At 73.2% G+C, this 20,153-nt stretch carries 17 protein-coding genes; 16 read left to right on the top strand and 1 reads right to left on the bottom strand.

Annotated elements, in window-relative coordinates:
- Entirely contained in the window at positions 1-948 is a 948-nt protein-coding gene (locus tag OO48_RS16615; protein ID WP_033216949.1) for an AAA family ATPase, read from the bottom strand.
- Between the two features lie 719 nt (positions 949-1,667).
- Here OO48_RS16615 and rsmH point away from each other — a divergent pair.
- The 16 genes from rsmH (at position 1,668) to OO48_RS16695 (ending at position 20,051) form a co-directional block, all read left to right on the top strand.
- Positions 1,668-2,636 (top strand): 16S rRNA (cytosine(1402)-N(4))-methyltransferase RsmH, encoded by a 969-nt coding sequence (gene rsmH / locus OO48_RS16620; RefSeq protein ID WP_033216861.1) that lies wholly within the window; start codon positions 1,668-1,670, stop codon positions 2,634-2,636.
- Between the two features lie 126 nt (positions 2,637-2,762).
- Positions 2,763-3,230 carry a cell division protein FtsL gene (gene ftsL, locus OO48_RS16625; protein WP_342449652.1) on the top strand — a complete coding sequence of 156 codons (468 nt, stop codon included), beginning with the start codon at positions 2,763-2,765 and terminating at the stop codon, positions 3,228-3,230.
- Positions 3,227-5,488: a peptidoglycan D,D-transpeptidase FtsI family protein gene (locus OO48_RS16630; RefSeq protein ID WP_081952174.1), complete on the top strand. Its 2,262-nt coding sequence runs from the start codon at positions 3,227-3,229 to the stop codon at positions 5,486-5,488. Before ftsL ends, OO48_RS16630 begins: the two co-directional genes overlap by 4 nt.
- A 1-nt stretch (position 5,489) precedes the next feature.
- Positions 5,490-7,151 carry a UDP-N-acetylmuramoyl-L-alanyl-D-glutamate--2,6-diaminopimelate ligase gene (locus OO48_RS16635; RefSeq protein ID WP_425338550.1) on the top strand — a complete coding sequence of 554 codons (1,662 nt, stop codon included), beginning with the start codon at positions 5,490-5,492 and terminating at the stop codon, positions 7,149-7,151.
- Positions 7,148-8,551: a UDP-N-acetylmuramoyl-tripeptide--D-alanyl-D-alanine ligase gene (locus OO48_RS16640; protein ID WP_033216866.1), complete on the top strand. Its 1,404-nt coding sequence runs from the start codon at positions 7,148-7,150 to the stop codon at positions 8,549-8,551. Before OO48_RS16635 ends, OO48_RS16640 begins: the two co-directional genes overlap by 4 nt.
- Entirely contained in the window at positions 8,548-9,609 is a 1,062-nt protein-coding gene (mraY, locus tag OO48_RS16645; RefSeq protein ID WP_033216869.1) for a phospho-N-acetylmuramoyl-pentapeptide-transferase, read from the top strand. The genes OO48_RS16640 and mraY overlap by 4 nt, the downstream gene beginning before the upstream one ends.
- Positions 9,594-11,036: a UDP-N-acetylmuramoyl-L-alanine--D-glutamate ligase gene (gene murD, locus OO48_RS16650; RefSeq protein ID WP_167346450.1), complete on the top strand. Its 1,443-nt coding sequence runs from the start codon at positions 9,594-9,596 to the stop codon at positions 11,034-11,036. The genes mraY and murD overlap by 16 nt, the downstream gene beginning before the upstream one ends.
- Positions 11,037-11,145: 109 nt before the next feature.
- Entirely contained in the window at positions 11,146-12,513 is a 1,368-nt protein-coding gene (ftsW, locus tag OO48_RS16655) for a putative lipid II flippase FtsW (RefSeq protein ID WP_033216872.1), read from the top strand.
- 6 nt (positions 12,514-12,519) lie between these two features.
- Positions 12,520-13,626, top strand: a complete 1,107-nt coding sequence (gene murG, locus OO48_RS16660) for an undecaprenyldiphospho-muramoylpentapeptide beta-N-acetylglucosaminyltransferase (RefSeq protein ID WP_033216878.1) — start codon at positions 12,520-12,522, stop codon at positions 13,624-13,626.
- Positions 13,619-14,392 carry a cell division protein FtsQ/DivIB gene (locus OO48_RS16665; RefSeq protein ID WP_033216879.1) on the top strand — a complete coding sequence of 258 codons (774 nt, stop codon included), beginning with the start codon at positions 13,619-13,621 and terminating at the stop codon, positions 14,390-14,392. Before murG ends, OO48_RS16665 begins: the two co-directional genes overlap by 8 nt.
- A 333-nt stretch (positions 14,393-14,725) precedes the next feature.
- Positions 14,726-15,952 (top strand): cell division protein FtsZ, encoded by a 1,227-nt coding sequence (gene ftsZ, locus OO48_RS16670; protein WP_033216880.1) that lies wholly within the window; start codon positions 14,726-14,728, stop codon positions 15,950-15,952.
- Positions 15,949-16,683 (top strand): peptidoglycan editing factor PgeF, encoded by a 735-nt coding sequence (pgeF, locus tag OO48_RS16675; RefSeq protein WP_033216885.1) that lies wholly within the window; start codon positions 15,949-15,951, stop codon positions 16,681-16,683. The genes ftsZ and pgeF overlap by 4 nt, the downstream gene beginning before the upstream one ends.
- The gene (locus tag OO48_RS16680; RefSeq protein WP_245194681.1) at positions 16,680-17,468 is read left to right on the top strand and encodes a YggS family pyridoxal phosphate-dependent enzyme; all 789 of its coding nucleotides are present in this window, start codon (positions 16,680-16,682) and stop codon (positions 17,466-17,468) included. The genes pgeF and OO48_RS16680 overlap by 4 nt, the downstream gene beginning before the upstream one ends.
- Positions 17,469-17,662: 194 nt before the next feature.
- Positions 17,663-18,280, top strand: coding sequence for a cell division protein SepF (locus OO48_RS16685; RefSeq protein WP_033216890.1), 618 nt, complete (start codon positions 17,663-17,665; stop codon positions 18,278-18,280).
- Between the two features lie 78 nt (positions 18,281-18,358).
- Positions 18,359-18,649, top strand: coding sequence for a YggT family protein (locus OO48_RS16690; protein ID WP_033216891.1), 291 nt, complete (start codon positions 18,359-18,361; stop codon positions 18,647-18,649).
- Positions 18,650-18,695: 46 nt separating this feature from the next.
- Positions 18,696-20,051 carry a DivIVA domain-containing protein gene (locus OO48_RS16695; RefSeq protein ID WP_033216892.1) on the top strand — a complete coding sequence of 452 codons (1,356 nt, stop codon included), beginning with the start codon at positions 18,696-18,698 and terminating at the stop codon, positions 20,049-20,051.
- The last annotated feature ends 102 nt before the right edge of the window (positions 20,052-20,153 follow it).

Consider the following 20,153-nt stretch of genomic DNA (forward strand, 5'->3'; position numbering starts at 1 on the left):
TCAGCGGCCCTGCGGGCGCGGGATCGGCAGGCGGGCCACCAGGTCGAGCACGACCTGCTCGACCGTGCGGCGGCTCAGCTGGGTCTCCGAGGTCGGCAGCAGGCGGTGGGCCAGCACCGGGGCGGCGAGCACCTGGATGTCGTCCGGGAGCACGTAGTCGCGGCCCTCCAGGGCGGCGTGCGCGCGGGCCGCGCGGACCAGGTGCAGGGTGGCCCGGGGGGAGGCGCCGAGCCGCAGTTCGGGGCTGGTGCGGGTGGCGGCGACCAGGTCGACGGCGTAGCGGCGGACCGGGTCGGCGACGTAGACGGTCTTCACCAGGTCGATCAGCTTGAGCAGGTCGGAGGCGTGCGCGACCGGCTGCAGGTCGTCCAGCGGGTTGGCCGCGGAGTGCAGGTCCAGCATCGCGAACTCGGCCTCGGCGCTGGGGTAGCCGATCGAGACCCGGGCCATGAAGCGGTCGCGCTGCGCCTCGGGCAGGGCGTAGGTGCCCTCCATCTCCACCGGGTTCTGGGTGGCGATCACCATGAACGGCGAGGGCAGCTCGTGGGTGGTGCCGTCGATGGTGACCTGGCGCTCCTCCATCGACTCCAGCAGCGCGGACTGGGTCTTCGGCGAGGCCCGGTTGATCTCGTCGCCGACCACGATCTGCGCGAAGATCGCGCCCGGCCGGAACTCGAAGTCCCGCTGGTGCTGGTCGAAGACGTTGGTGCCGGTCACGTCGGACGGCAGCAGGTCGGGGGTGAACTGGATGCGGCGCACCGTGCAGTCCACCGAGCGGGCCAGCGCCTTGGCGAGCATGGTCTTGCCGACGCCCGGCACGTCCTCCAGCAGCAGGTGGCCTTCGGCGAGGAGCACCGTCAGGGCGATCCGGACCGCCTCCGGCTTGCCCTCGATCACGCTCTCCACGGACTTCCGGACCCGGTCGACCACCGCTGCCAGCTCCGCCATCCCGGCCGGTTCCCGCCGGTCCTGGCGGCCGGATTCCGGCTGATCCGTGCCCTGTCCGTTGATGGTCGTCACCCGTACGCTCCCATGTTGCACAGTCGCCGGGCGGCTGGTTCGAGCCCGGCCCACCCCGAATACCTGGCGCATTCTTCCCTGTCCCACGGCCAGAAGTCACCCGGCCGGGCGACAACGCGAAGGCTGTCCCGGTTTGGGACGGGGAGCGGGCCGCCGCGGTTTCGGCCGGGCGGTCGGATCTCACGGGACGGACGCCCGCCGACCGTCCGTCCCCGCCGTCCGTCCCGGCCGGTTCGCGCCGCTCGGACGGCTCCGCCCGGCGCGCCCGCCGGGCCCCGCGCCCCGTGCCCGGCGGCCGCCCGGAACCGGTCCGACCTGCGCGAACCGGTACGGCCGGCCGGGTGGTGCGCCGGAGCGGGGCGTTGACTGGCGGGGCGCGGGCGATAGGCTGCAGGCGCAGTGGAGCACGGCGGACGGCGTCCGGCAACCGGGCGGGCCGCCCTCCACGCCGGGTCGGCCCGTACGCGCGCACGCCGCCCGTGGCCTCCTCCCGCTCCGTGCCCACCTGGCGCACCTTCCCCGGTGCCGGGCGGTCGCTCCTTCCCCCGAGCGAGCGGGCGGGGACCACGGGCGGCGTGCGTCCCGGCCCGCCCGGTGCGCGAGAATGGCCCGGCCACACCGCACCTGAGGAAGGGCCCCGCCCCCGTATGAGTACCGACAGCCCCGCCCCCCGGCACATCCCGGTGATGCTGGAGCGCTGCCTGGACGCCCTCGCTCCGGCGATCTCGGCGCCCGGCGCCGTCGTGGTGGACGCCACCCTGGGCCTGGGCGGCCACAGCGAGGCCCTGCTGACCCGCTTCCCGGACGTCCGCCTGATCGCCGTCGACCGCGACCCGCAGGCCCTGGAGCTCTCCGCCGAGCGGCTCGCCCGGTTCGGCGACCGGGCCACCCTGGTGCACGCCGTGTACGACGAGATCCCGCGCGTGCTGGACGAGTTGGACGTCCCCGAGGTGCACGGCGTGCTGTTCGACCTCGGCGTCTCCTCGATGCAGCTGGACGAGGCCGACCGCGGCTTCGCCTACGCCCAGGACGCCCCGCTGGACATGCGGATGGACCAGACCCGCGGCATCTCCGCCGCCGAGGTGCTCAACACCTACAGCCACGGCGACCTGGCCCGGATCCTCAAGGTGTACGGCGAGGAGCGGTTCGCCGGGAAGATCGCCTCCGCGGTGCTGCGCGAGCGCGAGCGGGAACCGTTCAGCACCAGCGCTCGTCTTGTGGAGTTGGTCCGCAACGCCATCCCGGCGGCCACCCGGCGCACCGGCGGCAACCCCGCCAAGCGGACCTTCCAGGCGCTGCGGATCGAGGTCAACGGCGAGCTGGAGGTGCTGGACCGGGCCATCCCCGGCGCGCTGGACGCCCTCGCGGTGGGCGGCCGGATCGTGGTGATGTCCTACCAGTCGCTGGAGGACCGCCTGGTCAAGCAGTACTTCCAGGCCGGCGCCACCTCCACCGCCCCGCCGGGCCTGCCGGTGGTCCCCGAGGAGCTCCAGCCCTGGCTGAAACTCCTCACCCGCGGTGCCGAACTGGCCACCGAGGAGGAGATCGAGGAGAACCGGCGCGCCGCGCCCGTACGGCTGCGCGTGGCGGAGAGGATCAGACGGACCCGGAGGTAGCCAGCCGCCGGGAGCAGCGGAGCGAAGGGGAGTGGAGCGGTGCCGGTGGCCGGCGAGCGGACCCGGGGGAGCGTCCCCGGGCAGGGGGGCAGGGCGCGGATCACCGTCCGGCCCGGAGCGCGCTCGATGCGGGGGCGCACCCCGTTCGCGGTGCTGGTGGTCGCCCTGCTGTCGGCCGGGCTGCTCGGGCTGCTGATGCTCAACACCGCCCTGAACGAAGGGGCGTTCACCCTCTCCCGGCTCAAGAAGCAGACCACCGAGGCCACCGACCAGCAGCAGACCCTGCAGCAGCAGATCGCCGAGCAGTCCGCGCCCGACGCGCTGGAGCGGCGGGCCCGCGAGCTCGGCATGGTCCCCGGCGGCGACCCGGCCTTCCTCAACCCGGACGGCACGGTCACCGGCAAGGGCAGGCCCGCCGAGGACAGGCCGCCGGTGCCGCGCCCCAGCGCCGCCCCGTCCGCCTCCGCCGACCCCTCCGCGTCCGGCTCCGCGTCCGGTTCCGCCTCGCCCTCGCCGGGCGCGGGCCCCGCCGACCCCGGCATCGACCTCGCCCCCGCACCGCCGGCCAGCCCGTCCGCCGGGGCGCAGCGGTGAGCCGCCCGCCCGGCGACGCCCCCCGCCCGCGCCGCACCCCGCCCGCCGGCTCCGGCCGTCCCGCCGCGGGCTCGGGCCGTCCCGCCGCGGGCTCGGGCCGTCCCGCCGCGGGCTCGGGCCGTTCGGCCTCCGGCCGCTCCGCCGCGTCCCGGCAGGGCTCCGGCACGTCCGGCTCCGGCCGTCCCGCCGAGCAGCCGCCGCGCCGCCGGGTCGGCGAACCGCGTCGCACCGCCGACGGCGCCCCCGCCCGCCCGTCCCGGCCGCGGGCCGCCGCCGGGCACCGGGAGGTCGCCCCGCCGCGCCCCAGCGCCCGCCCGGCCCGCCGCCCCGGCCCGCCGCGCCGCCCCGCCCCGTCCGGGCCGCGGACCATCAAGCTGGCCGACCCGCGGCGCCGGCTGCGGCTGGTGACGGTCTGCCTGCTGCTGGTCTTCGCGATCTTCGCGGGCCGGCTGGTGCAGCTGCAGCTGCTGGACTCCGACGCGCTGGCCGCCGCCGCGGGCGCCAACAAGTACGTGCGGGTGTCGCTGCCCGCCGAGCGCGGCTCGATCACCGCCGCGGACGGCACCGTGCTGGCCACCTCGGTCGACGCGTACGACATCACCGCCGACCCGACCATGTTCACCCCGGAGGCGACCCACCTGCCGGACGCCCCGGAGCAGGCCGCGGCGCTGCTGGCACCGGTCCTCGGGCAGCCGAAGGAGAAGCTGGCCGAGAAGCTGCACCCGAACAGCAAGAACCCGAAGAGCCAGTACGCGCTGCTGATGGCCCGGCAGTCCCCGGAGACCAAGAACCAGATCGCCGACCTGAAGTCCGCGCTGGCCAAGCAGGTGGACACCGCGGCCTGCCGCGCCCAGACCCAGCTGCTCAAGAAGCCCGCCGACAAGGGCGGCCGGCAGTTCCTGGACACCGCCTGCGTGAACCCGCTGGCCGGGCTGTTCTGGGACCAGTCGACCCGGCGCAGCTACCCGGCGGGCGGCCTGGCCGCCAACCTGGTCGGCTTCGTCAACGCGGAGGGCGTCGGCACCGGCGGCCTGGAGCTGCAGTACCAGCAGCAGCTGGCCGGGCAGGACGGGCACTCCACGTACGCCTCGGCGGGCGGCAACCGGGTCGCCACCGCGGGCGGCGCCCGGCAGGACCCGGTGCCCGGCAGCGATCTGCGGCTGACCGTGGACCCGGACATCCAGTGGGCGGCCCAGCGCGCCATCACCGACCAGGTCGCCAACGCCGGGGCGGAGAAGGGCTACGTGGTCGTCCAGGACGTGAAGACCGGCCAGGTGCTGGCGATGGCCGCCTCGCCCGGCTTCGACCCGAACGACCTGGCCTCGGCCCGCGCCGACCAGCTCGGCAACGCCGCCCTCCAGGACGCGTACGAGCCCGGCTCCACCGCGAAGCTGATGACCATGGCGGCGGTGCTGGACACCGGCAAGGCGGACTGGGACACCCACGTGGAGGTGCCCAACACGCTGCAGCGGGCGGACCGGGTGTTCCACGACGACGTGGACCACGAGACCTGGTACCTGACCCTGGCGGGCGTGCTCGCCAAGTCCTCCAACATCGGCACCATCGAGGCGGCCGAGCACCTGGGCGCCACCCAGGCCGAGTCCAACAAGGTGCTGGCCGACTACCTGGACCGGTTCGGCATCGGCAAGCCCAGCGGCCTGGGCTTCCCCGGCGAGACCCGCGGCATCCTGGCCAAGCCCGAGGACTGGAGCGGCTCGCAGCAGTACACCATCCCGTTCGGCCAGGGCCTGTCGGTGAACGCCCTGCAGGCCACCTCGGTGTTCTCCACCATCGCCAACGGCGGCGTGCGGGTCGCCCCCAGCCTGCTGGCCGGGACCACCGGCCCGGACGGGAAGTTCACCCCGGCGCCCGCCGGGGCGCAGAACCGGGTGGTGTCCGAGCGGACCGCGAAGACGCTGACCGAGATGCTGGAGTCCGTCGTCACCGACGAGCAGGGCACCGGCAACACCGCGAAGATCCCGGGCTACCGGGTGGCCGGCAAGACCGGCACCGCGAACCGGGTGGACCCGAAGACCGGCAAGTACTCCGGGTACACCGCCTCCTTCATCGGCTTCGCACCGGCGGACCAGCCCCGGGTGACGGTCTCCTGCGTCATCCAGGACCCGGTCAACGGCCACTTCGGCGGGCAGCTGTGCGGGCCCGTCTTCAAGCAGGTGATGGAGTTCACCCTCAAGACCCTCCAGGTCCCGCCGAGCGGCAGCGAGGCGCCGAACCTGCCCGTCGACTGGAAACCCTGAGATGAGCGACACCCCCCGGCGCGCGCAGCGCCCTGTGAGCAGCGTCACGGAGCAGGCCCGGTTTGGCCCCGGGGGGCGCGGGGCCGATAGCCTTCCGGCCGTGCCGAAACCCGAACAAACCCCCGCGAGCCCGCCCCGCCCCAGCCGCACCGCGGCGCTGCCCCTGGCCGAGGCGGCCAGGCTGCTCGGACTGGCCCCCGCCGAGGGCCCCGAGACCGCCGGGCTCGAAGTCACCGGCGTCACCCACGACTCCCGGGCGGTGCGGCCCGGCGACGTGTACGTGGCCTTCCCCGGTGCCAACCACCACGGCGCGGCGTTCGCCGCCGCGGCCGCCGCGTCCGGCGCGGTCGCGGTGCTCACCGACGCCGCCGGGGCCGAACTCGCCGCCGGCGCGGGCGTCCCGCTGCTGGTGGTGGACAGCCCGCGCGAGGCGATGGGCCCGCTGGCCGCCGCGGTCTACGGGGCGCCCAGCGAGAGCATGCTGATGATCGGTCTGACCGGCACCAACGGCAAGACCACCACCTCGTACCTGGTCGAGGGCGGCCTGCGCGGGGCTGGCCGGCTGGCCGGCGTGATCGGCACCGTCGAGATGCGGGTCGGCGAGGAGCGGGTCAAGTCCGAGCGCACCACCCCCGAGGCCACCGAACTGCACGCCGTGCTCGGCGTGATGCGCGAGGCCGGCGCGGACGCGGTGGTGATGGAGGTCTCCAGCCACGCGCTGGTGTACGGCCGCACCGACGGCGTGGTCTACGACGTCGCGCTGTTCAACAACCTGACGCCGGAGCACCTCGACTTCCACCCCGACATGGAGGACTACTACCGGGCCAAGGCCCGGCTGTTCGAGCCCGGCAAGTCCCGCCACGGCGTCGCCAACCGGGACGACTCCTACGGCCGCCGGCTGGCCGGCGAGGCCCGGATCCCGATGACCACCTTCTCCGCGTCCGGCGACCCGGCCGCCGACTGGCGCGCCGTCGACGTCCAGCCCGGCCCGGCCGGCTCCACGTTCCGGGTGGTCGGCCCGAACGGCGAGCAGGCCGAGGCCGCGGTGCCGCTGCCCGGCCCGTTCAACGTCTCCAACGCGCTCGGCGCGATCACCGTGCTGGTCACCGCGGGCGTCGACCTGGACGCCGCGGTCGCCGGGGTGGCCGCCGTCCCCGGCGTGCCCGGCCGGATGGAGAAGGTCGAGGCCGGCCAGGACTACGTCGCCGTGGTCGACTACGCGCACAAGCCGGACGCGCTCAGCTCCGTCCTCGCCTCGCTGCGCGAGGTCACCAAGGGCCGGCTGCACGTCGTCGTCGGCTGCGGCGGCGACCGCGACCCGTACAAGCGCGCCCCGATGGGTGCCATCGCCGCCCGGCTCGCCGACACCGCCGTCCTCACCAGCGACAACCCGCGCTCCGAGGACGCGCTGACGATCCTCGCCACCATGCTCACCGGCGCCGCCGAGGTGCCCGAGGAGGAGCGCGGCGAGGTGCTCGCCGTCCCCGACCGGAGCGAGGCGATCGCCCTGGCCGTGGCCCGCGCGCACAGCGGGGACACCGTGCTGGTGGCGGGCAAGGGCCACGAGTTGGGCCAGTACGTGAAGGGCGAGGTCCGCCCGTTCGACGACCGCCAGGTCCTGCGGACCGCGATCGAGCGCCAGATCATGGAGGTTGACCGGTGATTGCTCTGACCCTGGACGAGGCGGCGCGGGCCGTCGGCGGGACGCTCGACAGCGCGGACCCGCAGGCGTCGATCACCGGCGCGGTGGTCACCGACAACCGGCAGATCGAGCCCGGCGGGCTGTTCGTCTGCGTGGCCGGCGAGCGCGTCGACGGCCACGACTTCGCGGCGAAGGCCGTCGCCGACGGCGCGGTCGCGGTGCTCGCCACCCGGCCCGTCGGCGTGCCCGCGATCCTGGTGGACGACGTGGTGGTCGCGCTCGGGCGGCTCGCCCGCGCCGTGGTCGCCCGCTCCGCCGACGTGCGGATCGTCGGCCTGACCGGCTCGGCCGGCAAGACCTCCACCAAGGACCTGATCGGCCAACTGCTGTCCAAGCACGGCGAGACGGTCTTCCCGGCCGGTTCGCACAACAACGAGATCGGCCACCCGCTGACCGCCCTGCGGATCGCCCCGACGACCCGTCACCTGGTGATGGAGATGGGCGCCCGGCACAAGGGCGACATCGAGTACCTGACCGGCATCACCCCGCCCACCGTCGGGCTCGTCCTCAACATCGGCACCGCCCACCTCGGCGAGTTCGGTTCCCGCGAGGCCATCGCCGAGGCCAAGGGCGAGATGGTGGAGGCCCTCTCGCCCGAGGGCGTCGCCGTCCTCAACGCCGACGACCCGCTGGTGCGCGCGATGAGCAGCCGCACCAGGGCGCGGGTCGTGCTGTTCGGCGAGTCCCCGGACGCGCACGTCCGCGCCACGGACGTTCGCCTGGACGCCACCGGGCGGCCGCAGTTCACGCTCAGCACCCCGGCCGGTTCCGCACCCGTGCGGCTGCGCCTGTACGGTGAGCACCACGTCTCGAACGCCCTCGCCGCCGCCGCGGTGGCGGTGGAGCTCGGGATGCCCGTCGACCGCGTCGCCGAAGCACTCAGCGAGGCGGGTGCGCTGTCCCGCTGGCGCATGGAGGTGGTCGACCGGGCCGATGGCCTCACCGTCGTCAACGACGCCTACAACGCGAACCCGGAGTCCGTGCGGGCCGCGCTGCGGACCCTGGCGACGATGGCGGGCACCGGCCCGGAGCGCCGCCGCACCTGGGCGGTGCTCGGTGAGATGCGGGAGCTCGGCGAGGACAGCCTCGACGAGCACGACGCCATCGGACGGCTCGCGGTACGGCTCGACATCACCAAGCTGGTGGCGGTCGGCGGACGCGAGGCGGCCCGGATGGAACTGGGCGCGAGGAACGAAGGTTCGTGGGGTGAGGAGTCGGTGCTGGTGTCCGACGCGGACGCGGCGATCGAGCTGCTGCGCAGTCAGGTGCGGCCGGGGGACGTGGTCCTGGTGAAGGCCTCCCGTTCGGTGGGTCTGGAGAAGGTCGCCGAGGCGCTGCTCGCGGACGGTGCCGCGAAGTGAAGCAGATCCTGTTCTCCGGCATGATCGGCCTGGTGCTGACCCTGCTCGGCACCCCCGCGCTGATCAAGGTGCTCGCCCGGCACGGCTACGGCCAGTACATCCGCGACGACGGCCCCAAGGCGCACCACAGCAAGAAGGGCACGCCCACGATGGGCGGCATCGCCTTCATCCTGGCCACCCTGATCGCCTACTTCGCGACCAAGGCGATAACGGGCGAAATGCCCAGTGCCTCCGGCCTGCTGGTGCTGTTCCTGACGGCGGGCCTCGGCCTGGTCGGCTTCCTGGACGACTACATCAAGGTCGTCAAGCGCCGCTCGCTGGGCCTGCGGGCCAAGGCGAAGCTGCTCGGCCAGTCCTTCGTCGCGCTGGCCTTCGCCATCCTGGCGATGCAGTTCAGCGACAGCCGCGGCCTGACCCCCGCCTCCACCAAGCTGTCCTTCGTGCAGGACTCCGGCTGGGCGATCGGCCCGGTGCTGTTCGTCATCTGGGCCTACTTCATGATCGCCGCGATGTCGAACGGCGTGAACCTGACGGACGGTCTGGACGGCCTGGCCACCGGCGCCTCGGTGATGGTCTTCGGCGCCTACACCTTCATCGGCCTCTGGGAGCACGGCCAGAACTGCGCCTACGCGATCAAGGCCACCGCCTCCTGCTACGACGTCCGCGACCCGCTGGACCTCGCGGTGGTCGCCGCCGCGCTGATGGGCTCCTGCTTCGGCTTCCTGTGGTGGAACACCTCGCCCGCGAAGATCTTCATGGGCGACACCGGCTCGCTGGCCCTCGGCGGCGCGCTGGCCGGCCTCGCCATCGTCTCCCGCACCGAGTTGCTGCTCGCCATCCTCGGCGGCCTGTTCGTGATCATCACCCTTTCGGTGATCATCCAGGTCGGCTCGTTCCGGATGACCGGCAAGCGCGTTTTCAAGATGGCGCCGCTCCAGCACCACTTCGAGCTCAAGGGCTGGAGCGAAGTCCTGATCGTGGTCCGGTTCTGGATCATCCAGGGCCTGTGCGTCGCCGTCGGACTCGGACTCTTCTACGCGGGATGGGTGACCGGATGAACAACCCGGAGTGGGCCGGACTTCCGGTCGTCGTCGCGGGACTCGGCCTCTCCGGGATCAGCGCCGCCCGGGTCCTGCACGGACTCGGCGCGCACGTCACCGTCGTCGACGGCGGGGACGGTCCGGGCCTCGCGGCCAAGGCCGCCCCCCTCGCCGAAGGGGGCGTCACCGTCCGCCTCGGCGACGGCGCCACCCTGCCGGACGGCACCCGGCTGGTGGTCACCTCGCCCGGCTGGGCCCCCGACAGCCCGCTGTTCGCCGCCGCGGCCGAGGCCGGCGTCCCGGTCTGGGGCGACGTCGAACTCGCCTGGCGGCTGCGCACCCCGCACCCCGCCACCGGCGAACCCGCCCCCTGGCTGGCCGTCACCGGCACCAACGGCAAGACCACCACCGTCCAGATGCTGGCCTCCATCCTCACCGCGGCCGGCAAGCGCACCGCCGCCGTCGGCAACGTCGGCGTCTCGGTGCTGGACGCCGTGCTGGCCGAGGAGCCGTACGACGTGCTGGCCGTCGAGCTCTCCAGCTACCAGCTGCACTGGGCGCCCTCGCTGCGGGTGCACTCCGGCGCGGTGCTCAACCTCGCGCCCGACCACCTCGACTGGCACGGCTCGATGGAGGCGTACGCCGCCGACAAGGGCCGCATCTACGAGGGCAACCAGGTCGCCTGCGTCTACAACCTGGCCGACCCCGCCACCGAGGCGCTGGTCCGCGAGGCCGACGTCGAGGAGGGCTGCCGGGCGGTCGGCTTCGGCCTGGACGCGCCCGCCGTCTCCAACCTCGGCGTGGTCGACAGCCTGCTGGTCGACCGGGCCTTCGTCGCCGACCGGGCCAACGCGGCCGCCGAGATCGGCGCCGTCGCCGACGTCAACCCGCCGGCCCCGCACAACATCGCCAACGCGCTGGCCGCCGCCGCCCTGGCCCGCGCCTACGGCGTCGACGCCAAGGCCGTCCGGGACGGGCTGCGCGCCTTCACCCCCGACGCGCACCGGATCGCGCACGTCGCCGAGGTCGACGGCGTGACCTACGTCGACGACTCCAAGGCCACCAACACCCACGCCGCCGCCGCCTCGCTGGCCGCCTACGAGCCCGTGGTGTGGATCGCCGGCGGCCTCGCCAAGGGCGCCACCTTCGACGAGCTGGTCGCCGCCGCCGCGCCCCGGCTGCGGGCCGCCGTGCTGATCGGCCAGGACCGGCAGTTGATCCGCGAGGCGCTGGAACGACACGCCCCGCAGGTCCCGGTGTTCGAGCCGGCGCCGGGCCAGACTGGCGCCGGGGCGATGGCGGGGATCGTCGAGGCCGCGGCCGCCGCCGCGCACGAGGGCGACACCGTCCTGCTGGCGCCCGCCTGCGCCTCGATGGACATGTTCACCAACTACGGTGAGCGCGGCGACCTGTTCGCCGCCGCCGTCCGGGCGCTGCGCCCCTGAAGCACGCACCACGAGGTCGCGCCCGCCGACGGCTCACCGCCCCGGGCGCGGCCTCGCCGTCGGAGGAGCCCGGCGCGTTCCCGTCCGTGACCCGAACCGTGAGGAGCCCGTGGTGCCGACCAGGGAGAAGGAGCCGCCGCAGGGCCTCCAGCTGATCTCGGCGACCACCACCACCTTCAAGTCGGCCGGCCCGATCGCCCGCTTCCGGGCCGCCCGGGAGCGCTTCGGCTACCTGATGGCCCGCCCGCTGACGCCCTACTACCTGATCCTGGGCGCCTCGCTGCTGCTGGTCGTGCTGGGCCTGGTGATGGTGTTCTCCGCCTCGCAGAGCGTGGTGCTGGAGTACGGCCTGCCGATGACGTTCTTCTTCCGCAAGCAGCTGGTCGCGCTGCTGCTCGGCGGGGCGATCGCGGTGGTGCTGACCAGGGCCCCGGTCCGGGTGCTGCGCACCGCCGCCTACCCGCTGCTGTTCGGCGTGGTGGGCGCGCTGGTGCTGGTGGCCATCCCCGGCGTGGGCGTGCGGATCAACGGCAACCGGAACTGGATCAGCCTGGGCTTCTTCCAGATCCAGCCGTCCGAGTTCGCCAAGCTCGCCCTGCTGCTCTGGGCGGCCGACCTGCTGGCCCGCAAGCAGCGCACCCACATGCTCGACCAGTGGAAGCACCTGCTGATCCCGCTGGTGCCGGGCACCGTCGTGCTGATGATGCTGATCATGATCGGCGGCGACATGGGCACCACCATGGTGCTGATCGCGATGCTGTTCGGCCTGCTCTGGATGGTCGGCGCCCCGCTGCGGCTGTTCGCCGCCACCCTCGGCATCGCGGTGGTCGCCTGCGCCGCGCTGATCATCACGGTGCCGCACCGCCTCGGCCGGCTCTCCTGCGTCGGGGTCACCAAGCCCGACCCCAGCCTGGACTGCTTCCAGGCCCTGCACGGCCTGTACGCCCTCGCCGCGGGCGGGCCGTTCGGGTCCGGACTGGGCGCCGGGGTGGAGAAGTGGGGGCAGTTGCCGGAGGCCCACACCGACTTCATCTTCGCCGCCACCGGCGAGGAACTCGGACTGGTGGGGACGCTGTCGGTGCTCGCCCTCTTCGCGGCACTAGGCTACGCGGGTATCCGAGTGGCCCTCGGCACCACGGACCCGTTCGTGCGGTACGCGGCGGGCGCCGCCACCACGTGGATCATGGCTCAGGCCGTGGTCAACCTGGGGTCGGCGCTGGGACTCCTGCCCATCGCGGGCGTCCCGCTGCCGCTGTTCTCGTACGGCGGTTCCGCGATGCTGTCGGCCATGTGCGCCATCGGGCTGCTGCTGTGCTTCGCACGCAGCTCCCCGGCGGCGAAGGCAGCGCTGGCTGCCCGGCCCCGCAGATGGCGGAAAGGGGCCAACTCCCGGTTCGGGCCACTCCTGGACCGGGTGCTGCCAGGTAGGAAAACCACAGCGCGCAAGGCCCCCCGGCCGCCGCGCAGGGAGCGGTGAATTTCGGTGCATGTCGTACTCGCCGGCGGCGGGACCGCCGGTCACATCGAGCCGGCCATGGCGCTCGCGGACGCGCTGCGCAGGCACGACCCGTCCATCGGGATCACCGCCCTCGGCACCGAGCGCGGCCTGGAGACCAGGCTGGTCCCGGAGCGCGGCTACGAGCTGGCGCTGATCCCGGCCGTGCCGCTGCCGCGCAGGCCCACCCCGGAACTGATCACCGTGCCGGGCCGGCTGCGCGGCACCGTGCGCGCCGCCCAGGAGGTCATCGAGCGGGTCAAGGCGGACGCGGTGGTCGGCTTCGGCGGCTACGTGGCGATGCCCGCCTACCTGGCGGCGAAGCGGGCCGGCGTGCCGATCGTGGTGCACGAGGCCAACGCCCGCCCCGGCCTGGCCAACAAGATCGGCGCCCGCTACAGCGACTTCGTCGCGGTCTCCACCCCGGACTCCAAGCTGCGCGACTCCCGGTACATCGGCATCCCGCTGCGCCGCACCATCGCCACCCTGGACCGCGGCACCGTCCGCCCGGAGGCCCGGCACTACTTCGGCCTCGACCAGCGGCTGCCCACCCTGCTGGTCTCTGGCGGCTCGCAGGGCGCCCGCCGGCTGAACGAGACGGTGCAGGCGATCGCCCCCCGGCTCCAGCAGTACGGCGTGCAGATCCTGCACGCGGTCGGCCCGAAGAACGAGCTGCCGACCATCGACGACATCCCCGGCATGCCGCCGTACCGGGTGCTGCCGTACCTGGACCGGATGGACCTGGCGTACGCGGCGGCCGACATGATGCTCTGCCGGGCCGGCGCGATGACGGTGGCCGAGCTGGCCGCGGTCGGCCTGCCGGCCGCGTTCGTGCCGCTGCCGATCGGCAACGGCGAGCAGCGGCTGAACGCCCAGCCGATGGTGAAGGCGGGCGGCGGCCTGCTGGTCGACGACGCCGAGCTGACCCCGGACTGGGTGCTGAAGAACGTGCTGCCGGTGCTGACCGATCCGGCCAAGCTGTGGGAGATGTCGCGCGCGGCCGCCGAGTTCGGCCGCCGGGACGCCGACGACCTGCTCGTGCAGATGGTGTACGAGGCGATCGACGCCGCCCGCGGCGGCCGGCGCCGTGGCTGACGAGGAGTACGACGAGGAGCTCGGGGAGGACGGCGAAGCCGCCCGTCCGCCCCGGCTCCGGCTGTCCCGCCGGGGCGTCGGGGTGCTGGTCGCGCTGGGCGCGCTGGTGGTCGGCGGCCTCGGCTGGACGGTGTTCTTCTCCTCCGCGCTGGACGTCCGGGGGGTGGCCGTCCAGGGCCTGGACTCCGGCAAGCTGACCCGGCAGGACATCGAGCGGGCGCTCGGCGGCACCGCGGCCGGCCCGCTGGCCCGGGTCGACCTGGACACGGCCGAGGCCCAGGTGGCGAAGGTCCCCCGGGTCGCCTCGGTCGAGGTCTGGCGGGGCTGGCCGCACACCCTGCGGGTGAAGGTGACCGAGCGCCGCGCGGTGGCGGCGATCCAGCACGAGGGCGGCGGTTTCGTCCAGGTCGACGCCGACGGTGTGGAATTCGCCACTGAGCCCGGGCCCCCGCCCGGCGTCCCGGTGGTGGCCCTCGAACCGAGCGGGCCCGCCCAGGACGCGGTGGCCGTCATCGACCGGCCGACCCTGGTCCGCTCGGCGATCACGGTGGCCGCCGGACTGCCGCCGGACGTGGCGAAGCAGGCCGGTTCGCTCACGGTCTACTCCTACGACGACATCCGGCTGCGGCTGGCCTCCGGCGCGACCGTCCGCTGGGGCAGCGCCGAGGACACCCCGCGCAAGGCGAAGGTGCTGACGGCCCTGCTCGGTCAGAAGGCGTCGAATTACGACGTGACTGCGCCGGATGCCCCGGCGGTGTCGGGTTGATCCGGTAAGTTCTGTCCCCGGGGCGGTATTGACGGAGCCCCGGCTCCGGTCCGACCCTTGGTGGTCACCCCGGTTTCACCGAGGGGTCGATGATCACATAGGCTCAAAAGAAAAAGGGAAGCTCGGCGTGTTCGTTGAAACACGCGCCGGTTGCGACCTACTGTCCTGTGTCAACGAGCTGTGCTCGACACCGAGGTGACACCGGCACAGCCATAACCCTCAACCTCAAGTTTAGGGTTCGGGTTGGAACCACGTGCTTCCCACCCATCGACATCCGTCGGCCTTCACAATCCAGGGGAGCCGACCCGGAAATTCGAGGCGAGAGGCCCCGACGTGGCAGCACCCCAGAATTACCTCGCGGTCATCAAGGTCGTCGGCATCGGCGGCGGCGGAGTCAACGCCATCAACCGGATGATCGAGGTCGGGCTCAAGGGCGTCGAGTTCATCGCGATCAACACCGACGCCCAGGCGCTGCTGATGAGCGACGCCGACGTGAAGCTGGACGTCGGCCGTGAGCTCACCCGCGGCCTCGGCGCCGGCGCCAACCCCGAGGTCGGCCGGAAGGCCGCCGAGGACCACCGCGAGGAGATCGAGGAGGTCCTCAAGGGGGCCGACATGGTCTTCGTGACGGCCGGCGAGGGCGGCGGCACCGGCACCGGCGGCGCGCCCGTGGTGGCCAACATCGCCCGCTCGCTCGGCGCCCTGACCATCGGCGTGGTCACCCGCCCCTTCACCTTCGAGGGCCGCCGCCGGGCCAACCAGGCCGAGGACGGCATCGCCAGCCTGCGCGAGCAGGTCGACACCCTGATCGTCATCCCGAACGACCGGCTGCTGTCGATCTCCGACCGCCAGGTCTCGGTGCTGGACGCCTTCCGCTCCGCGGACCAGGTGCTGCTCTCCGGCGTCCAGGGCATCACCGACCTGATCACCACCCCCGGCCTGATCAACCTCGACTTCGCCGACGTCAAGTCGGTCATGTCGGACGCCGGTTCGGCGCTGATGGGCATCGGCTCGGCCCGCGGCGAGGACCGCGCCAAGGCCGCCGCGGTGATGGCGATCTCCTCGCCGCTGCTGGAGGCGTCCATCGACGGCGCCCGCGGCGTGCTGCTCTCCATCTCCGGCGGCTCCGACCTCGGCCTGTTCGAGATCAACGAGGCCGCCCAGCTGGTCAGCGAGGCCGCCCACCCGGAGGCGAACATCATCTTCGGCGCGGTCATCGACGACGCGCTCGGCGACGAGGTCCGGGTCACCGTGATCGCCGCCGGGTTCGACGGCGGCCAGCCGCCGGCCATCGTCCGCGAGCCGGTGGTGAAGTCCGCCTCCGCCTCCACCTCCAGCTCCTCGTCCGCCTCGACCCCGGCCGCCGACCGCCCGACCGGCCGGCCGTCCTACGGTTCGATCGGCTCCGTCACCCGCCCCGAGGAGCCGGTCCGCCCGGCCGAGGCCCCGACGCAGGTGACGGCCACCGCTCCGCCGGTGCCGCCGCAGGTGCAGCCGGTCCTGAAGCCGTACGTCGAGAGCCCCGCCGAGGAGCTCGACGTGCCGGACTTCCTCAAGTGATCCATACGTTCTCCCGACACGGTGCTCACTTCGCCTCCACCACCCGGTGGGGCGGGGTGAGCACCTCGCCGTACGGGGAGCTCAACCTCGGCGGTGCGGTGGGCGATTCGCCCGAATCCGTCAAGCAGAACCGTTTCCTCGCGGCCCGGGAACTGGGCCTGGATCCGGCCGACGTGGTCTGGATGAACCAGGTGCACGGCGCCGAGGTCGCGGTGGTGACGGAGCGCCAGCCCGAGGGCGCCGCGCCGCGGGTGGACGCGGTGGTCACCGACCGCCCGCTGGCCCTCGCCGTGCTCACCGCCGACTGCACGCCCGTCCTGCTGGCCGACCCCGCCGCCGGGGTGGTCGGCGCGGCGCACGCCGGACGGCCGGGGCTGGCCGCCGGGGTCGTCCCCGCGGTGCTCGCCGCGATGCGCGAACTGGGAGCCCGGCCCGAGCGGATCCTCGCCGCCGTCGGCCCCGCGGTCTGCGGCCGCTGCTACGAGGTGCCGGAGCCGATGCGCGCCGAGGTCGCCGCGCTCGTCCCGGCCGCGCGCGCCGAGACCTCCTGGGGCACCCCCGCGCTGGACGTGCCCGCCGGGGTCGCCGCACAGCTCGCCGAGGCGGGCGTGCAGGATGTGGTGCGATCATCCGTCTGCACCCTCGAATCGCCGGACCACTACTCCTACCGTCGGGAGCAGCGGACCGGCCGACTCGCGAGCTACGTCTGGCTGGGGCCCTCACACTCATGACGAACGACATCTACGGCCCGTTCCCGGGCGGACCCGACTTCTCCGCCGCCCTGACCGAGGGGCAGCGGGCCCGCTACGAGCAGCTCGGCGCCAACCTCGACGTGGTCGAGCGCCGGATCGCCGACGCCTGCGCCGCGGCCGGCCGCCCGCGCGAGGAGGTCACCCTGATCGTGGTGACCAAGACCCACCCCGCCGAGGACACCGCCCTGCTCGCCGGGCTCGGCGTCACCGACGTCGCCGAGAACCGCGACCAGGACGCCGCCCCCAAGGCCGAGCGCTGCGTGGACCTCCCGCTGACCTGGCACTTCGTCGGCCAGTTGCAGACCAACAAGGCCCGTTCGGTGGTCCGTTACTCCGACGTGGTGCACTCGGTGGACCGGGCCCGCCTGGTCGACTCGCTGGCCGCCGCCGTGCGCAACGCCGAACGCCCGCCGCTGGGCTGCCTGGTGCAGGTCGCCCTGGAGAAGGAGGCGGGAGAGGGCGAGCACCGCGCGGGCGTCGCGCCCGCCGAGGTGCTCGCGCTGGCGGAGAAGATCGCCGACACGCCCGGGCTGCGCCTGGACGGTGTGATGACGGTCGCACCGCTCGCCGGCCCGCTGGCGGGCGACCCCGCGCGCGCCTTCGCGCGGCTGGCGGAAATCGCAAGCGACGTACGCGCGGCCCATCCGGCTGCGACCATGGTCTCGGCAGGGATGAGCGGGGACTTGGAGCAGGCCATCGCCGCCGGAGCGACACATGTACGCGTCGGTACGGCGGTGCTCGGAGTGCGGTCACCGCTCGGGTAACGTCACCGGGTAAGTAGATCAGACTGCAGGACAAAATAGGACAGAACCTAGCAGATGATCAGTCTGCTGGTAAACCGTGGATCGCATCCGAGCGCACACTCCGCGGTCTGACGGACCGTCGGCCTGACAGGTCGTAAGAGGACCACGGCATCCGCAGGCGACACGGTGGGCGCATGAGCGGAGGAGACAGCAGCATGGCCGGCGCGATGCGCAAGATGGCGGTCTATCTCGGTCTGGTCGAGGACGAGACCTACGACAGCCAGGGGTACGACCCCGACGACGACTACGACGCGGATCCGGAGCCGATCCGCACCGGCCGGACCGAGGACCTCAGGGCCGCGGCGCCCGCGGCGGCGCCCGCCCCGCAGCCGGCGCCCGTGGCCCACATCGCGCCCCAGCCGGTGCCCGCCGCGGTCCCGATCCGGCAGGAGCAGCCGCGGATGGCTCCCGTGTCGTCCATCACATCCGAGCGCCACCGCAACCTGGAGAAGGGCACCCCGGTGATCATGCCCAAGGTCGTCAACGAACGAGAGCCGTACCGCATCACCACGCTGCACCCGAGGACCTACAACGAGGCCCGTACCATCGGGGAACAGTTCCGCGGCGGCACTCCCGTGATCATGAATTTGACCGAGATGGACGACACGGACGCCAAGCGGCTCGTAGACTTCGCCGCTGGACTGGTCTTCGGTCTGCACGGCAGTATCGAGCGCGTGACGCAGAAGGTGTTCCTGCTGTCGCCTGCTAACGTCGATGTAACGGCGGAGGACAAGGCTCGGATCGCCGAGGGTGGGTTCTTCAACCAGAGCTGACCCGAACCCACGACCACATGTGTGGGTCCGTTGACAGAGCGTCACTGACGGAACGTCGGCCAGGGAGAGGGAGACGCGATGGGGATCTTCGGTTCGGTGCTCTACTGGGTGCTGACCGTGTTCCTGCTGATCCTGCTCTTCCGACTCGTCATGGACTGGGTTTTCCAGTTCGCCCGTTCATGGCGTCCCGGGAAGGCCATGGTGGTGGTGCTGGAGGCCACGTACACTGTCACGGATCCGCCACTCAAGCTTCTTCGGCGTTTCATCCCGCCGTTGCGTCTCGGGGGCGTGGCGCTCGACCTGTCCTTCTTCGTACTGATGATCATTGTGTATGTCCTGATCTCGCTCGTGCAGCGCCTGTCGTTCTGAACGATGCGACAGGATGCCGGTCCGACGATCACGTTGAGGTGAAGAGATGCCATTGACCCCCGAGGACGTTCGGAACAAGCAGTTCACGACCGTCCGGCTGCGCGAAGGCTATGACGAGGACGAGGTCGATGCCTTCCTCGACGAGGTCGAAGCCGAGCTGACCCGCCTGCTGCGCGAGAACGAGGACCTGCGGGCCAAGCTGGCCGCCGCCACGCGTGCCGCCGCGCAGAACCAGGCCAACATGCGCAAGGAGCAGCAGGCCCCGCAGGACGGCGGCCGCCCCGGCGCCCCCGTCCCCGCCGCCATATCCGGCCCGCCGGTGCCCGGCCAGCAGGGCCCCGGTCCGCAGCAGCTGGGCGGCCCGCAGCAGGGCATGGGCAACCAGCAGGGCATGGGCAACCAGCAGGGCATGGGGAACCAGCCGCTGGGTCTGCCCTCCGGTGCCCCGCAGTTGCCCGCCGGCCCGCAGCAGGGCATGGGCAACCAGCAGGGCATGGGGAACCAGCAGGGCATGGGGAACCCGATGGGCAACCCGATGCAGCAGCAGATGGGCCAGACCATGGGCGGCCAGCAGCAGTTGGTCCAGCCGATGGGCGGCCAGATGCTGCAGCCGATGGGCAACCCGATGCAGCAGCAGATGGGCCAGACCATGGGTGGCCAGCAGCTCCAGCCGATGGGCGGCCAGCAGCTCCAGCCGATGGGCGGCCCGATGGGCAACCCGATGCAGCAGCAGCAGGGCCCCGGCGGCGACAGCGCGGCCCGCGTCCTGGCGCTCGCCCAGCAGACCGCGGACCAGGCCATCTCCGAGGCCCGCTCCGAGGCCAACAAGATCGTCGGCGAGGCCCGCAGCCGCGCCGAGGGCCTGGAGCGGGACGCCCGCGCCAAGGCCGACGCCCTGGAGCGGGACGCCCAGGAGAAGCACCGCGTTGCGATGGGCTCGTTGGAGTCCGCCCGCGCCACCCTGGAGCGCAAGGTCGAGGACCTGCGCGCCTTCGAGCGCGAGTACCGCACGCGGCTGAAGTCCTACCTGGAGACCCAGCTGCGCCAGTTGGAGTCGCAGGCGGACGACTCGCTCGCCCCGCCGCGGATCCCCGCCACCGCTTCGCTGCCGCCGGCCGCGTCGTCGATGGCGCCCGCCGGTGCCAGCGCGATGTCCTCCCCGGCGCCGTCCTTCGGCTCCACCCCGTCCTTCGGCGGGAACCAGTCCTTCGGCGGTTCCTCCTTCGGCGGCTCGTCCGGTGCCCCGTCCTTCGGCGGCGGCTCCGGGAGCAGCAACGGGGCGATGGCCCCGGCGGGCATGACCCAGCCGATGGCGGCCGTCCGGCCGCAGCCGCCGCAGCCGATGCAGCAGGCTCCCGCGCCGATGCGGGGCTTCCTGATCGACGAGGACGGCGACAACTAGCAGTTCTGCGACGCGTGACCGAAAGGGCGCCCCCGGCCGTGAGGCCGGGGGCGCCCTTCGCCGTGCGCGGCGCCGTGCGGACGGGGCGCCAGGTCGGTCGCG

The sequence above is a fragment of the Kitasatospora phosalacinea genome (assembly GCF_000716545.1).
In the GTDB taxonomy this organism is placed as follows: Bacteria; Actinomycetota; Actinomycetes; order Streptomycetales; family Streptomycetaceae; genus Kitasatospora; species Kitasatospora phosalacinea.